Raw genomic sequence first — 13,687 nt, 5'->3', positions numbered from 1 at the left:
ACGTCGAAAGTCTCAAGAGATCGAAGCGCGCCCAAAAATGTCATGCACCTGAACGAAGCGTGATGCCAAGCTCGCGGCGTGTGCAGCTAAGACTGGGCCAGAGCAAGTACTACCGGCAGAGCCCTGCAAGCTTTCCACCGCGGGGCCGATGCCTTCCGATCAAGTCTCGTCTGGCAGTGGGATATCCCACCCAGGATAGAGTTGACCTTCATCCAGGCGGAATAACCTCCGGTCGAAGGCAACGGAACTTCGTAGTCAAGGCCAGCAGCTCAACGAAACCGACGGCTTCGATCCAGACGAGCGGGCGCGGAAATGGGGCAATGCATGATTGCCCTCAAAGCGGTCTCGCTCCCATGCGCTGGGAGTCCGTGTGCCTCGTAAGTGGCGCACCTGTTCTGGGCGCAGCATTGATGACAGCGTTGAGTTGTCAGCGTACAACTCTCGTTGACGGCGGGTGCGCCTGGATGCTGCGATTTACTGATTGTCGTGATCTGGCTAGAGAGCGCATGTAGCCGATTCGCGCATAAAGTTGTCAGCGTACAACTGAGAGCCCGCGAGGCCGTCGCCTTCGGCCAAACGGTTGTTGGGGGCGGGGATTACGGAAAGCTCGTTGGTCCTGCCCGCGTCGGCCTCCTGCCCAAGGCCGACGCGGCCAAGGTGGCGAAAACGGAGGCGAGATGCAGTGGCCCCGCGTCCGGTGCGTTCAATCGCCACCAGATCTAGGCGCTTCGTCTTGCAAGCTGTTGACTGGCGCTTTGCCGCGATTCAGGCCGTCTTCGGCATGTGCCTCGGACGACTGGCGCGGTATGCAGGACGACGTGGCGCAGCCATTCCTATCCAGTATTGGCGGACATCGTTTTCAAGCGCAGGCGAGGCCGAACATCTGCTTCAAATTCCACGCCATGGTCACAAGGCTCCATTCGCCTCTCGCCTTTTTTAGACCACGCAGCGAAAATTGCCGGAACCCGAGTACCGATTTGATAACGCCGAACACTGGTTCCGGCGTTTGTTTGCGCAGGGCGTAAAGCTTCTTGCCCTCGGGCGTCTGCAAGTGATGCGCCACGGTCTCGACGGGCGTCGGGTTTTCCGGCGCGGGGGGCGCGGCCTCGAAACGCTCATCGAACTGCGAAAGGTACGGCTGGCGGCCCATGGCGATCAGCGGGTCGATCCCCGCCTCCGCACAAGCCTCGACATTCGCCGCGCTATAGCCCGTGTCCGCCAGCAGCGTCTCGGGTTCTCCCAACTTCTTCGGCAACGGGCACGATCTTGCCGAGCTTGGGCTCAAGCTGCTGCTTGTCGTTCGGGGCCTGAACCACATCGGCCGCGACGACCAGAAGGCTTCCCGCGGCGACTGCGGCCTGCGCGTTGTCGCACTGGTCGAAGCCGCTACCGGCGGCGGAATGATGCGCGACTCTTCGTCGTTGAGATTGATGTGGTCTTCCGGTTTCGGTCCCTCGGCAGGAGCCTTTGGACGCTTGCCGCCGGGCTTCTTGCCCGTGTCCGCCGCCTTGGCTTTGCGCGCCCACAGTTTCGCCGCGTGCTTCTCCCGCACGTAACGCTCCCGCGCGCGCCTCAATTTTCGCCCGCGCTTCGGCCAGCTTGCGCATGCGCTCTTTGCGCGCGCCAGTTCGTCGGGTATCGACATGCCATCGGGAATGTCCGCCGCATCGGCCGCCACGGCTTTCGCCATCAGATCGGCGACCTCCGCCTGCAACTGCGCCTCGATCTTGCCGGCAAGGGAACCGCCAGCGTGCCGTGTTCTTGGCTTTGCTTTTTTGTTGGCGCGCTATTCCTATGCGACTGCGGTGCTTGTAGCCAGCGCGAGGGCGTTGCCGCAATCGCGCGAAACCAAAGTGACGCTTCATTCGGCTGCAGAGTGGGTTGGGGCAAATAATTGGCTGCTGTCGGAGCATCGCAACCAGCACGGCCATGAACGCCCCGGAGCCCGTTTGCCACAGCCGGCATGATCAGTCTCGATGCAATTGCGTTTGCGCCGGCCGCTGGCGCCGCCTCGTTTCGCCTCCCGCAACAGGCGGGAGGGCGAACGGGGTCTGGGCGCTGGTGGGAGGTCTGGCAAAAAGCGCTTCGACGCGGCGCGTGAACACGCCGCGCGCGCGATTTGAAGGCTCGCAGCGGCGCTGGGAGCGCGCGGGACAGCTGAAGGTAGCGCGAGAAGCACCTCCAATACCAATAAGGAGGAGACGAATCGACAGTAGGAGCCACGCCTTGGCTGCCGGTGCGGACGCTTCGGTGATGGACACGCCCGATGGCGTCCTGCGTCACACTCACAAGATACAGTTCGCCAGTCTGTCGGATGGCGCGCGTCACTAACAGACGACGGCGACGCATTTGCCAACGCTGTTCTCTGCGTGAGTCGCCTCCGCCGGACGCCGCACCCTCGCTATTCGCTGCCTCATGCGCTGCGGCGAAGGACATTGCCGGCCGCACAGGATCAGTTTTGGGGGCAATTTTCGGTTGCCTGAGGCCCCAATGCAGTTTCGTCGTACGGATACGCCAGGGCGCGGAGTGCAGCAAAAGGATCCGAAATCGGGATTAAGACGCAGGCTCTGAGCGTTCTCAGTCGGTCACACGGCAACGAATTGCACGCTAAATTCGCGATAAGCGCGCCCGTTAACTTCCCGTTAACTCAATAATCCTTGCAGCTTCGAGAGAATCGGGCATTACTGATCATCAGCGCATTTTCGGGGCGCATGCTCAAAATTCCGCAGATGCAGAGATAAGAAGGTCGATGTCAGTCAAATCCCTTGACGGTAGTGTGCGGGATCTCCGTTCACTGATCAATGCCGACGCGGCAGAGCTTTCTACGCGGCTGCGGGCGCAGCAGCTTCGTGACTTCCCGCCAATGGCCGAGAAAACAATCCGCCGCTTCTCGTCAGCAGAGACCGCGCGTTTCATCGGCATCGCGGAGGGCTATCTTCGGCAGCTTGTTTCTGAAGGGAAGGGCCCTCCAGCCCCAACGAGTGGCCGCCGTAGCTATTCAATTGATGACATTGATGGCCTGAGAAGCGAGCTCGATGGCGCCGGCAAGGGTGCACGCCGCTACATTCCGCATCGGCGTGAAGGCGAAGCCCTTCAGATCATCTCCGTGATGAACTTCAAAGGAGGTAGCGGCAAGACGACCACTGCGGCGCACCTCGCTCAATACCTTGCGTTCCGAGGCTACCGCGTTCTTGCAATTGATCTTGATCCGCAGGCGAGTCTCTCAACTCTCTTTGGGCATCAACCCGAACTCGATGTTGGTGAAAACGAAACGATCTACGGCGCAATCCGCTACGATGACGCCCGGAGAGATATGCGCGAAATCGTGCGCGCCACATATATGCCCAACTTGCACATTGTCCCGGGTCAGCTCGAACTCATGGAGTTTGAGCACGAGACGCCGAAGGCGCTGATGGCGCGCGAGAACGACGATTCTATGTTTTTTGCAAGGATCGGCGAAGCTTTGGCTCAGGTCAGCGACGCTTACGACGTCGTTGTGATCGACTGTCCGCCTCAACTGGGCTTTCTTACGCTTTCCGCACTTTGCGCGGCGACGGCGGTTCTCATAACCGTCCATCCTCAGATGCTCGACGTCATGTCGATGTCTCAGTTCCTCAACATGACCGGAAGCTTGCTTGATGTGGTAGCGCGCGCAGGCGGCGCAACGCAATACGATTGGATGCGCTACCTCGTCACGCGATACGAACCTAGTGACGGTCCGCAGACGACAATGGTTGGTCTAATGCGTTCGATCTTCGGGTCGCGCGTATTGACTCATCCGATGGTGAAAAGCACGGCTATCGCTGACGCCGGACTTACGAAGCAGACACTTTATGAGGTTGAACGACAGCAGTTCACGCGCGGCACCTATGATCGAGCTATCGAAGCGCTCGACTTGGTGAACGGCGAGATCGAAGGCTTGATCAAACAAGTCTGGGCCAGGAGCTAAGGATGGCGCGTAAAATCAATTTCGATCCTCCTGCGGCCGAGACTGTGACGCCTACGGCAGAGATTAATGAAGCACCGCCGCAACGCGCGCGCCCGCTTCTTGCGCTTGAGCGATCTGTCAAACCATCTGGTGCGCTTGGTGCGATATCGCAGTCGCTGGGCGGCATCTCGGAAAAGGTGAAACGCGCGGAGGAGATCGAGCAGAAGCTCATTGAAGGGCAGGTGATCGTTGAACTTGATCCAGCGATCATCGACAATTCTTTCGTCGCAGATCGCATGGAATCATCGGAAGAGCAAAGTGCGGCCTTCCGCGACCTAATTCGCCAGCATGGCCAGAATGTTCCTATCCTCGTACGGCCCAAGCCCGGCGCGACAGAGCGTTACGAAGTCGCATTTGGTCACCGTCGCCTGAGAGCGGCGCGCGAACTTGGAATTAAAGTGAGAGCCGTCGTTCGGGTCCTCACGGATGAGCAACTGGTTATTGCGCAAGGTCAGGAAAACAGTGGCCGAACTGATCTCACTTTTATCGAACGTGCGCGTTTTGCCGCCCGACTAGAAGAACGGAAATTTTCACGCGAAATCATCATGGCGTCGCTCAATGTCGACAAAGCCGCCCTTTCGCGCCTTATCTCGATCGCAACCCGAGTGCCGGGAACAGTAATTGACGGTGTGGGGCCAGCCCCAGCCTTCGGTCGCGTGCGGTGGCAGGAATTATGCGACCTTCTCGAACAGGAAAACAATCGCGCGCGTGCGATTGAAATGGTCAAAGCACCCGAATTTCTGGTCTTGGATACGGATAAGCGCTTTGAGACACTTGCCGCTGGCCTGCGTCAGAAGTCATCGCGCAGTCGTGCCGAAACGTGGTCGGCGAAAGACGGGACGCACGCTGCCAAGATCGCGCGGACAGGGAAGAAGCTCACCTTGGTGTTTGACGATCGAGTCGCGCCGAAGTTCGGTGACTTCGTCAAAGACAGGCTGGAGATGCTCTACGAGGAATTTAAATCCGGCAATCTGCCGGAGTGAACACCGTTTGCCTGGTCGGAATGAGCCGGCCAGACCAAACCGCAACTAAGTCGGAGAACCACAGGCAAAAGAAAAAGGCCCCCGTCACGTCGCCGTTCCGGAAGCCCCTTCTTTATGTTGGCGCTTAAAGAATCCCACTTCCGCGAATCAGTGTCAAGAGTTTTGGCGTCATTTCGGCGAGCGGATTTTCTTTGCCCGAACAAGGCAAAGACATGGAACCACATCAATCAACGACGCCTTTTGGGCGGCGGTCGCTGACGCTTGCCCATGTGGCAAGCCAGGCGGCGGCAAAAGCGCGTCCGCCTGAAAAATTCGCGCACAAATGGAATGTCTTCCGCGCGATTTGCGCGGCGCGCGCGCCTCTCGGCGTGTCCGAACGCGCGCTGGCGGTGCTTGACGCGCTGCTGACGTTTCATCCCGAAACCATCCTCGCCGGTGAAGACCTGGTGGTCTTTCCCTCAAACCGGCAACTCAGCCTGCGCGCCCACGGCATGGCGCCGGCGACGCTCAGGCGCCATCTCGCCGTCCTAGTCGACGCCGGCTTGATCGTGCGGCGCGACAGCCCCAACGGCAAACGCTACGCCCGCAAGGACGGGGCAGGGGATGTCGAAATCGCCTTTGGCTTCGATCTCGCTCCGCTGGTGGCGCGCGCTGACGAATTCGAGGCGCTCGCAGAAGCCGTGCGCGCCGAAGAGCGGTCGCTCAAACGCGTGCGCGAACGCATCACCATCTGTCGACGCGACATCGCCAAGATGATCGTAACCGGCATCGAGGAGGGCGTTCCGACCCGCATCGCGGGGCAGGGCCCTGCGGATTGGATGACGATCCATGAGATGTTTCGCGCCATTGTAGGCCGGATTCCGCGCACGGCGACGAGAGCCGAACTGGAGCCTGTCGCCGATGAGCTGGCACTCCTGTCCTCCGAAGTGCTCAATCTGTTGGAAACTCACGTAAATTCGCAAAATATAAGCGCCAATGAGTCTCAAACTGAGCGTCACATACATAATTCAAAACCAAACCCTCCAATTGATCTTGAACCTTGCCTACGAGAAGGCAGGGCCGTCGATATTGGTTCAATCGACCAAGATGGGCGCGCTCCACAAAGGTCTCAAGACGACGAGGAGGCGAATGCGGCAAAGATTGCGCCGACAATGAAAACCTATCCGCTCGGGATGGTGCTCGAGGCGTGCCCGGATATCGCCGATTACGCCAAGGATCGGATAGGCTCCTGGCGCGATCTGATCGCCACTGCGGGTCTGGCGCGCGCCGCCCTTGGCATATCGGCGGACGCCTGGCGCGAGGCGCAGGAGACCATGGGGACCGCCGACGCCGCGGTGATGATTGCCGCAATCCTGCAAAAAGGCGAGGCCATTGGCAGCCCGGGCGGTTATCTCCGCGCGCTTTCGGCGAAAGCCCGGGCCAAAGAATTTTCCATTGGCCCGGTGCTGATGGCGCTGTTGCGCGGCAAATTGCCGAAAGTGGGCCGCACCCGCGATGCGGCGGGCTAAGATGTTTCGCTATCGGAGCCATTCCCGATGCGCCAGGCAGAGCCCATCTTACCATTGTCTTACCGAGGAGACGAACACATGTCCGCGGGCGAGCGTTTGACAACCGTGGTATCCGTCGGCGCCAGACTGGTGGTCGAAGAAGTCCCGGACGGTGTTTTGCTTCGTCGCGCGCCGCTGTTCGAAACCACGCAAGTGTCGGACGTGTTCGCGATGCTCAAAACCGACGGAAAGCGCCGGTCGGTCGAGGACATGGACGCCGCCGTTCTCGATGAAGCGCGGAGGCGGCATGCTGGCGATTGACACCAATGTCATCGTTCGGCTGCTCACCAATGACGACCCGGATCAGGCCGCCAAAGCCATCCGAGGGCGGATCCTTAGGTCCTTCGACGCCACCGTCGTCTCGGCGAAATCAAATGCTCCGATTTCCGCCGGCCTCGCCTTTGCGGTTTTCGTGGAACCACTTCGCGTCCCATGTTATTACAAACGTAGATACAAACTTGCTTTCGGGAGGACACAATGGTCGCATTGAAGCTGCGTTTGATCGGCAACTCCACCGGCGTGACGATCCCGAAGGAAGCTTTGGCGCAGTTCAATCTCAAAGAGGGCGACACGCTTTATCTCACCCCTGCGCCGGGCGGCATGCGGCTGACCCCGTACGATCCCGACTTTGAGGATCAGATGGAAGCGGCCAAAGCGATCATGAAGAAGCGGCGCAACGCCCTGCGCGAACTGGCGAAATAAGTGGCCGACGAGCCAAGATGGGTCGCGGCCTCGGTGGCGCTCGCGATTCATGACGCGCAAATCGCCGAGCATGGCGGCGGCGTCGGGTTGCGGGAAGAAGGTTTGCTGGAGTCGGCCCTTGCCCGACCTAAAAACGTGTTCGCTTATGGGACTGCGAGCCTTGCGCAACTTGCCGCGACCTACGCCTACGGAATTTGCAAGAACCATCCGTTCACCGACGGCAACAAAAGGACGTCGCTGGTCGTCGCCGAACTTTTTCTGAACCTGAATGGCCAAGGGCTGGAGGCCACCGACGTCGAATGCGTCATCGTTTGGCAGAAATTGGCGGCTGGCGAGATGGATGAACAGAGTCTGACGCTATGGTTCGATCAACACATGGCGCCTGTTTGAGAATTCCGGTCTTTCGCGAAACGGGCGGCAGGTCTTCGGCGGGAGCGGCCGTCTTCAGCCGCGAAGTTGTCGGGCGCGAGTTTCAACAGTTTGGCGCGGTCTGCCGCAATCGTGTTGACACGCGTCTGAAGCCTCACACCAACAGTCGCGCCGCTGCGCCGAGCCGCGCTTCCGCGTCGTTGTAATAGCGCGCCGCCTGCTGCACCGAGCGATGCTGCGACTGCCGCATGGCTTCGGGCAGGGGGACGCCGCGCCGCGCGGCTTCGGTCAGAAACCCGGACCGCAACCCGTGGGCGCTAAAAGCGTAAGGATCGAGCCCGGCCTGAAGGCAGCGCCGCTTGACGATGAGATTGACCGCCTGCGGCGTGAGCGCTTTGTCCTCCAGGTTGCCCCAGCGGTCGATGGCGCGAAACACCGCGCCTTTCTCAATCCCGGCCTTTGCGATCCAGGCGTCGAGCGCCTCGACCGGCGGCCCGATCAGCAGCACGCGCGTCTCCTCGTCGGCTGATCCGGTCTTGGTGCGGCCGAGTGTGATCGACAGGCAGGGCAGGGTTCCCGCCCCGGGATTTTGAGGATCGCGAGGCACAGGCGCTTCGCGCGTGATCTGCTCGAGACGCAGGCGGGCGATTTCGCTGCGACGACGCCCCCCTGAGGCGAAGGCCCCCAAAAGTAAGGCTTTGTCACGAAAATCCACCAGCCGATTCCAGTCGCAAACAGCCAGCAATTGCTCCAGCACGTCGCGGGTCACCGCTTTTTGGCTTTTTCGCCCCCGCGGCCGCGCCGAGGCGCGCACGGCGAGGCGCAGCGCGGCGCGCAACGTCGGCGCGGCGAAAGGGCCGTCGAGCCCGCGCCAACGGTGCAACGTGCCCCAATGGGCGAACCGGCGTTTCACGGTCGCCGGCGCGTGCGGCCCGAAGCTGCGCAAATGGCCATTTCCGCGCAACGCGTCCTCGACTTCGGCAGGCATGCCGTGCGCCGCGTCGGCCTCGCGCTTCTCCGGGTCCCATAGATGATGGGCGACAAATTTCAGCGCCAGCGCTTCCGGGGCCGGCCAGGGCAGGGGATTTCCTGTCGCCGCCAGCGACCAAGCTTCGAGATAGGCCAGATCGGACGCCAAAGCCCGCAAGCTGTTGTCGCCGATCCCCTCATTGGCGAGATGTTTGAGCGTGGCGACGTCGTCGTCGGTCAAAGTGGCGGCGAGCGCGTCGCGGCGGTCCATCGGCAGGATCGCCGCCAAGGCGTCGAGGGCGAGGGCGCGCGCAGTTTCGGCCACGTAGGCGTCGTCGGTCATGGCTTTGGCAAAGGCTCGGTTTCGGAGTCGACGTTTTCGCTCGCGGGTTCAGGTCCGAAGCGGATCAGACGCGCGACCGGCGCGCCGTTGCGGGCGATCAGAACCTCCTCGCCGGCCTCGACGCGGGCGAGGAGCGCGTCCCACTGATCCATAACCTCATCAACGGTGAGAAGCATGGTCATGAGGGATCACGCCTGATCGCAGCGGCTGGACGCCGGGTGGCGCAGGATGTCGGTCTGACCAAAATCCAGGCCCTTGAACAGCAGGGGGGCCTTGGCGACGGCGGCCACGGCATAGGCGAAACAATCGCCCATATTGAGCCCGGCGGGATGGCGGCCGCGACCGAAGCGCTCATAGGCCGCTTCGGCGGCCGAGAAATGTTTGGCGTCGAAGGGCAGCGCCGTGACATTGGGCGTCGCCGCAAGTTGAGCCACGATCGCGCCGGCGTTGGAAAACCCTTTGGCGGCGAGAACGATGCGGGTTTCAAACAGCGTCGGCCAGCCGATCAGCAGCGCATTTTCGCGCAGGACGGTCTTGAAACTCTCCGCCTCGGGCTCGGCCAAGGCGATCGCGACAATGGCGGAGGTGTCGAGCGCGATCATTTCGGCAGGCCGTCGGCGTCATAAAGATCGTCATGCGCGGAGGTGGCGTTCGCGGCGACGTTCTGGCGTCCGGCGGCGGCGAGGTCCCAGACGGCGTCGATCGGAGCGGCGTTTTTGGCGGCGTTGAGCTCGGCGTCGTAATGCTGCAGGGCGCGCTCGACCAGCTTGTTCATCGGCAAGCCGGTGCGCCGGGCCAGGTCTTGCGCCAATCGCCTGGCTTTGGCGCTGCGGATGGAGAGTTGCGGTTCGGCCATCGGGACATCTTTGAAGCTTTAGATCGGCGCCAGGATAACGCTTTTGGCTCCGAGATGGCAACAATAAGCCGTAGGCTGGCTCACTATCGATAAGCTATCCTTATCGATAGTGTTGACGCCTCCCGACAAGACGCCGCTATGACAGAAGTAAAAGCCATGATAGCTTCGGTTAAGAAGATCGCAGCCAAGGATCGCAGGCGTTTGCCGTTCATGGAAAACATCGCAAAAATGCTCGATTGGGGCCACATCGCCGGTCCGGTTGTCGGTTTTGGTTGCCGATTTCAATTTGAAGCGCTTAGCCAAAAATCCGGGGTGGATTTTTAGCTACGGATTTCAAGAGCGATCGGACAACATGATGAAATCGCGAGTAATTCACTCCAGATCGCCGGAGCTTCCGGAAAAGTTGCCATGAACGATGATCGCCTCGCCTGGCCGGCCGCTCGATGCCCTCGTTGAGCGTCAATTTTCTCGATTCCCTGCCGTGGCGGGCGCTCGCGGGGCCGCTGGCGCGCGCCGAAGACGCGCTCGCCCGGCTCGACGAGCGGCTGCGCGCCAGCCCGATCCGCCATGGCTGGATCGAACGCGCGCATTTCGCCGACGCCTGCGCCTCGCTCTGGATCGAGGGCGAACTCGCCCATCTCGAAGACCTCGTGCTCCACGACGCCCATATGGACGCCCGCGCGCCCACCCCGGAATTGCTCCGCGCCGCGCGGGTGCTGGCGGCGCGCCGGCAGATCGTCGCCGCCGCGCCAGACTGGGCGCTGTCGCTGGCCGGCCTCGCTACTTTGCGCGGCGGCGGGTATTTGCCGGAAGGGGAGGGCAGGGCCGAGGCGCCCGGCGTGCGTGAAGACGAGGAAGGGGAGGTGGCCTTTGCCGACGCCGACGATCCGGCGGACGATGATCCGCTCGCCGCCGAACTCGCGGCCCTCGACGCCGCGCTGGCGCGGACAAACCTCGCGCTCGAACGCAAGCCCGCCGTCGCGCGCGAGGACCGCGATCCGCTTGTCTACGATCTCGACTGGGACGAGGACGAGCGGCTCGACCAATGGCGCGACGGCGTCGCCGCGACCGCCGATCTGCCGCCGGTGCTCGCGGCGGCGATCGCCGCGGTCCTTTGGGACGACCTCGAGCCGCTGCAACATGTGGATTGGCTCGGCCGCCTGCTCGCCGCCGCGCTGTTGCGCCAGCGCGGCAAGACCGCGAGCCATCTGACGTGCGTGAACTGCGGCGCGCGGGCGGCGGGCCGCCTCCGGCGCAAGCAGGGCGAGCCCGAAGCCAAAGTTCTGTTCTGGCTCGCGGCGATCCAGGCCGCCGCCGAACAGGGCCTGAAGGATCATGACCGCTGGCTGCTGGCGCGCGCCTCGCGCGAGGGACGCTTGAAGGGCCGGCGGGGCACGTCGCGTCTGCCGCAAGCGCTCGACCTCGCCCTGGAGAAGCCGATCGTCACCCCCGAATTGCTGGCCAAGGCGCTGAACGTTTCCGCGCGCGCCGGGCAAGACCTCATCGCCGGGCTTGGATTGCGCGAACTGACCGGCCGCAGGCGGTATCGGGCGTGGGGGATCTTGTAAGCGCGCCGCCATCCTCATGACGACGAGCCACACGCCTTGAACGCCGAAGAAGTTAGGCCACGGTCAAGCTGCGACAGGCGGCCATCGGCTCATTCCGGCCCTTCCGGGCAGCGCCCGCGACGGTCTCCAGTCGGACCTCAAGCCGTCGATCGGTAGGCTCGCTGCGCGCCCCGAGATAAAAGGCCTCGTGCGCTTCCCGCAAAAACAATTTGATTGGGCGCTCCACGACTTGCCCAGGCAACGTATAAATGTGAGCGTGCGCCAAATTTCGAAAGGCCATATTCCATGCTGAAACGCGTACGCTGTTTCATTGCATTCGTTGCCTTCTTTACGGTCGCAAGCAATGCCGCCGCTTCGACCTGCGCGCCTTTCGACGTCCGAAGCGCACCGGTCATAGTCTCCGGAAATGTGATCGACATCCGAACGGGAGCAAGCGGCGGGACGAACGCCGGCGCAAGCTCGCTCTTTTACGCAGGCGGAATTAAGCAGCTGGCCGCGAACATCGCGACGATCGATGTCACGCAGATCTACAAGGGCGTCGTGCCGTCCAAAATCGAAGTCACGTCCGCAATGCCAAACGGCGTCAACCTTGGCGCGTTCTATCGCCCGGGCCCGATCATGCTCGCTCTGTGGCGAAGCGAAAGCGGCGCCTTGGTTTCCAACATCTGCGGCGCCATCGCCCTCAAACTCGGCGATGTCGAAAAGACCCCAATCATCGAGCCGGAGTTTTTCTCTGACGTAAAACAGAATGAAACCGGAAATCAGGCGGTTTCGCCAGCCGCCGCAATGTTGCGGTACGTGAATGAGGCATTGAAGCGTCCCCTTGCAGCCCTGAAGGTCAATCCTGGCGATATCGACGCAGCGAAGGAGGCCTCACGGCTTCTCCGGCTCATCAATGATGGTGAAAGAGACGAGGCGCTTTGGCGCAATGTTGCCGACGCTGGTCACAAAGCCGAAGCAATAGCCGAGCTTGGCCGGACGCTTGCAAATGAGCAGAAATTCTCCGAGGCGGTTTCAGTCCTTGAGGACGCGGCGCAACGAGGTGTCGACACAAGTGCTGTGCTCTCGCAGGCCAAACTGAACGCCGGATTGAAGTCTGATCTCGCCAGCCTCGAAATGAAAGACCTGACGACCAACAGGCTCGACATTTCGGGCGCCGACCTCAGGGAACGCAACCTGTCAGGACTGAAGGCCAACGAGCTTGCCGCTCATGGAGCGAATCTGACGAACGCTGACATGAGTGGCGTGGCAATGACCGTCGCCCAGTTGACCCAGGCTGTTCTCGACGGCGCAAACCTTGATCGGGCGCGAATTCACCAGGTTGACCTGAGCGGTGCGCGCCTGCGCAGGGCTTCTCTGAAGAGCGCCGATTTCGCCATCGTCGCTGCGACTGACGCCGACTTCCGTGAGATTGCAGCGGAAGGGCTTCGTGCTGGTGGCATCCGCATGGCGGGCGCAAAATTCGATGGCGCTCACCTCGCTGGCGCGAATTTCGACTACGCCCGCGGCGCCGGCAGCTTCATCAACGCTGATCTAACCGGTGCGACCTTCAGGCGGGCAAAACTTGGCGGCGTCAATTTCGATGGCGCAAAGTTTGACAAAGTTGATTTCAGTGACGCCATCTATGACTGCGAAACGCGCTTTCCATCTGGCTTTTCGCCGGAGGCCCATCCAGAAATGACCCGTTGGGTCGGTCCCTGCAAATGGGAAAAGCAAGATCGGTCGGGACCGGTCGATCATGTCATCTTGAAGGGATGCGGCGATGAATGCCACGCATGGCTGATCGCCGACCCACGCCGTTTTGTTCTCGTCTCCACCCGCGAAGCGAAGATTTTCTACGCCGCCGCCTTCAGTCACGACAAGAATTGCCCTTGGCTGCGGTCGGACCTTTTTACGCAAGTGATACAAAACGGAAGCGTAGGTTTCGACTTCGATTATGTGGACCGATTAAAGCAAGCGGGGTTTTGTCCGCATATTCGACCCGAAAGCTCACCCGACGAAACGGCTCCACTGTTTTCGCCAACCGTGAATATGGATGTTTGGAAGGGCGACGTCCTTCGTTCGATATTGATGAGCAGGGCTGAGTTTCAAAGCAAGGCAGCGCCGGCGATCGGGCGGATCTCGCCGGCGGATCGACGCGCGCAAATTCTCAACCTTTACCTGTCGTTTAACGCCGTCGATTTCGTCGACTTGCTGGCGGACGAATTCGTCGCAGTCTTGGAGTCGGACTCACAAAGCCAGATCGACGTCGAGCACATTGCCTTTAGCTGCCCGTTGCCGAAGAGCGCTGTCTGATCAACTCCCTTCGGGAGCGACGCGCCAGATGATTGCGGCGATTTCGCCGTGGATGGAGGTGACGATG

The 13,687-nt window shown here is 61.3% G+C and carries 15 protein-coding genes; 10 read left to right on the top strand and 5 right to left on the bottom strand.

Going from position 1 to position 13,687, the window contains the following annotated elements; all coding sequences use genetic code 11:
* Positions 1–859: 859 nt before the first annotated feature.
* On the bottom strand, positions 860–1,714 hold the full coding sequence (locus tag M2320_RS20310; protein ID WP_264598842.1) for a transposase: 855 nt from the start codon (positions 1,712–1,714) through the stop codon (positions 860–862).
* Positions 1,715–2,749: 1,035 nt separating this feature from the next.
* On the opposite strand from M2320_RS20310, the gene repA reads away from it, so the two are divergent.
* The 7 genes from repA (at position 2,750) to M2320_RS20275 (ending at position 7,610) form a co-directional block, all read left to right on the top strand.
* Positions 2,750–3,949, top strand: coding sequence for a plasmid partitioning protein RepA (gene repA, locus M2320_RS20305; RefSeq protein ID WP_264598841.1), 1,200 nt, complete (start codon positions 2,750–2,752; stop codon positions 3,947–3,949).
* Between the two features lie 2 nt (positions 3,950–3,951).
* Positions 3,952–4,971, top strand: a complete 1,020-nt coding sequence (gene repB / locus M2320_RS20300; RefSeq protein WP_264598840.1) for a plasmid partitioning protein RepB — start codon at positions 3,952–3,954, stop codon at positions 4,969–4,971.
* A 212-nt stretch (positions 4,972–5,183) separates the two neighbouring features.
* Complete coding sequence (repC, locus tag M2320_RS20295; protein ID WP_264598839.1) at positions 5,184–6,479, top strand: plasmid replication protein RepC; 1,296 nt, start codon at positions 5,184–5,186, stop codon at positions 6,477–6,479.
* 78 nt (positions 6,480–6,557) lie between these two features.
* Positions 6,558–6,779: an AbrB family transcriptional regulator gene (locus M2320_RS20290; protein ID WP_264598838.1), complete on the top strand. Its 222-nt coding sequence runs from the start codon at positions 6,558–6,560 to the stop codon at positions 6,777–6,779.
* Positions 6,766–7,008 (top strand): hypothetical protein, encoded by a 243-nt coding sequence (locus tag M2320_RS20285; RefSeq protein ID WP_264598837.1) that lies wholly within the window; start codon positions 6,766–6,768, stop codon positions 7,006–7,008. The genes M2320_RS20290 and M2320_RS20285 overlap by 14 nt, the downstream gene beginning before the upstream one ends.
* Positions 6,996–7,220: an AbrB/MazE/SpoVT family DNA-binding domain-containing protein gene (locus M2320_RS20280; protein ID WP_264598836.1), complete on the top strand. Its 225-nt coding sequence runs from the start codon at positions 6,996–6,998 to the stop codon at positions 7,218–7,220. The genes M2320_RS20285 and M2320_RS20280 overlap by 13 nt, the downstream gene beginning before the upstream one ends.
* A complete protein-coding gene (locus M2320_RS20275; protein WP_264598835.1) occupies positions 7,221–7,610 on the top strand; it encodes a type II toxin-antitoxin system death-on-curing family toxin in 390 nt (129 codons plus the stop codon).
* A 133-nt stretch (positions 7,611–7,743) separates the two neighbouring features.
* Here M2320_RS20275 and M2320_RS20270 read toward each other — a convergent pair whose 3' ends face one another.
* The 4 genes from M2320_RS20270 to M2320_RS20255 are packed head-to-tail and all read right to left on the bottom strand — an operon-like array spanning position 7,744 to position 9,757.
* Complete coding sequence (locus M2320_RS20270) at positions 7,744–8,901, bottom strand: site-specific integrase (RefSeq protein WP_264598834.1); 1,158 nt, start codon at positions 8,899–8,901, stop codon at positions 7,744–7,746.
* Positions 8,898–9,083: a type II toxin-antitoxin system Phd/YefM family antitoxin gene (locus M2320_RS20265; RefSeq protein WP_264598833.1), complete on the bottom strand. Its 186-nt coding sequence runs from the start codon at positions 9,081–9,083 to the stop codon at positions 8,898–8,900. The genes M2320_RS20270 and M2320_RS20265 overlap by 4 nt, the downstream gene beginning before the upstream one ends.
* A gap of 6 nt (positions 9,084–9,089) precedes the next feature.
* Positions 9,090–9,503 carry a type II toxin-antitoxin system VapC family toxin gene (locus M2320_RS20260; protein WP_264598832.1) on the bottom strand — a complete coding sequence of 138 codons (414 nt, stop codon included), beginning with the start codon at positions 9,501–9,503 and terminating at the stop codon, positions 9,090–9,092.
* Positions 9,500–9,757 (bottom strand): type II toxin-antitoxin system VapB family antitoxin, encoded by a 258-nt coding sequence (locus M2320_RS20255; protein WP_184429907.1) that lies wholly within the window; start codon positions 9,755–9,757, stop codon positions 9,500–9,502. Before M2320_RS20255 ends, M2320_RS20260 begins: the two co-directional genes overlap by 4 nt.
* Before the next feature lie 138 nt (positions 9,758–9,895).
* On the opposite strand from M2320_RS20255, the gene M2320_RS20250 reads away from it, so the two are divergent.
* From M2320_RS20250 to M2320_RS20240, 3 genes are all read left to right on the top strand, one after another.
* Complete coding sequence (locus M2320_RS20250) at positions 9,896–10,081, top strand: hypothetical protein (protein ID WP_184429908.1); 186 nt, start codon at positions 9,896–9,898, stop codon at positions 10,079–10,081.
* 119 nt (positions 10,082–10,200) lie between these two features.
* Entirely contained in the window at positions 10,201–11,325 is a 1,125-nt protein-coding gene (locus M2320_RS20245; protein WP_184429909.1) for an RHE_PE00001 family protein, read from the top strand.
* Positions 11,326–11,610: 285 nt separating this feature from the next.
* Positions 11,611–13,620 carry a pentapeptide repeat-containing protein gene (locus tag M2320_RS20240; protein ID WP_264598831.1) on the top strand — a complete coding sequence of 670 codons (2,010 nt, stop codon included), beginning with the start codon at positions 11,611–11,613 and terminating at the stop codon, positions 13,618–13,620.
* Positions 13,621–13,687 lie beyond the last annotated feature (67 nt).

Origin of the sequence: Rhodoblastus acidophilus (assembly GCF_025961575.1) — a bacterium.
GTDB lineage: Bacteria > Pseudomonadota > Alphaproteobacteria > Rhizobiales > Beijerinckiaceae > Rhodoblastus > Rhodoblastus acidophilus_C.
The sequence above is the reverse complement of the archived record's forward strand: the minus strand, read 5'-3'. Positions and strand labels throughout refer to the sequence as shown.

What these genes read in the sequence shown, in the direction of transcription:
- repA (WP_264598841.1), top strand. Translation starts at nt 2,750, where the DNA reads ATGTCAGTCAAATCCCTTGACGGTAGTGTGCGGGATCTCCGTTCACTG.
- repB (WP_264598840.1), top strand. Translation starts at nt 3,952, where the DNA reads ATGGCGCGTAAAATCAATTTCGATCCTCCTGCGGCCGAGACTGTGACG.
- repC (WP_264598839.1), top strand. Translation starts at nt 5,184, where the DNA reads ATGGAACCACATCAATCAACGACGCCTTTTGGGCGGCGGTCGCTGACG.
- M2320_RS20290 (WP_264598838.1), top strand. Translation starts at nt 6,558, where the DNA reads ATGTCCGCGGGCGAGCGTTTGACAACCGTGGTATCCGTCGGCGCCAGA.
- M2320_RS20285 (WP_264598837.1), top strand. Translation starts at nt 6,766, where the DNA reads ATGCTGGCGATTGACACCAATGTCATCGTTCGGCTGCTCACCAATGAC.
- M2320_RS20280 (WP_264598836.1), top strand. Translation starts at nt 6,996, where the DNA reads ATGGTCGCATTGAAGCTGCGTTTGATCGGCAACTCCACCGGCGTGACG.
- M2320_RS20270 (WP_264598834.1), bottom strand. Translation starts at nt 8,901, where the DNA reads ATGACCGACGACGCCTACGTGGCCGAAACTGCGCGCGCCCTCGCCCTC.
- M2320_RS20265 (WP_264598833.1), bottom strand. Translation starts at nt 9,083, where the DNA reads ATGACCATGCTTCTCACCGTTGATGAGGTTATGGATCAGTGGGACGCG.
- M2320_RS20260 (WP_264598832.1), bottom strand. Translation starts at nt 9,503, where the DNA reads ATGATCGCGCTCGACACCTCCGCCATTGTCGCGATCGCCTTGGCCGAG.
- M2320_RS20255 (WP_184429907.1), bottom strand. Translation starts at nt 9,757, where the DNA reads ATGGCCGAACCGCAACTCTCCATCCGCAGCGCCAAAGCCAGGCGATTG.
- M2320_RS20250 (WP_184429908.1), top strand. Translation starts at nt 9,896, where the DNA reads ATGACAGAAGTAAAAGCCATGATAGCTTCGGTTAAGAAGATCGCAGCC.
- M2320_RS20245 (WP_184429909.1), top strand. Translation starts at nt 10,201, where the DNA reads ATGCCCTCGTTGAGCGTCAATTTTCTCGATTCCCTGCCGTGGCGGGCG.
- M2320_RS20240 (WP_264598831.1), top strand. Translation starts at nt 11,611, where the DNA reads ATGCTGAAACGCGTACGCTGTTTCATTGCATTCGTTGCCTTCTTTACG.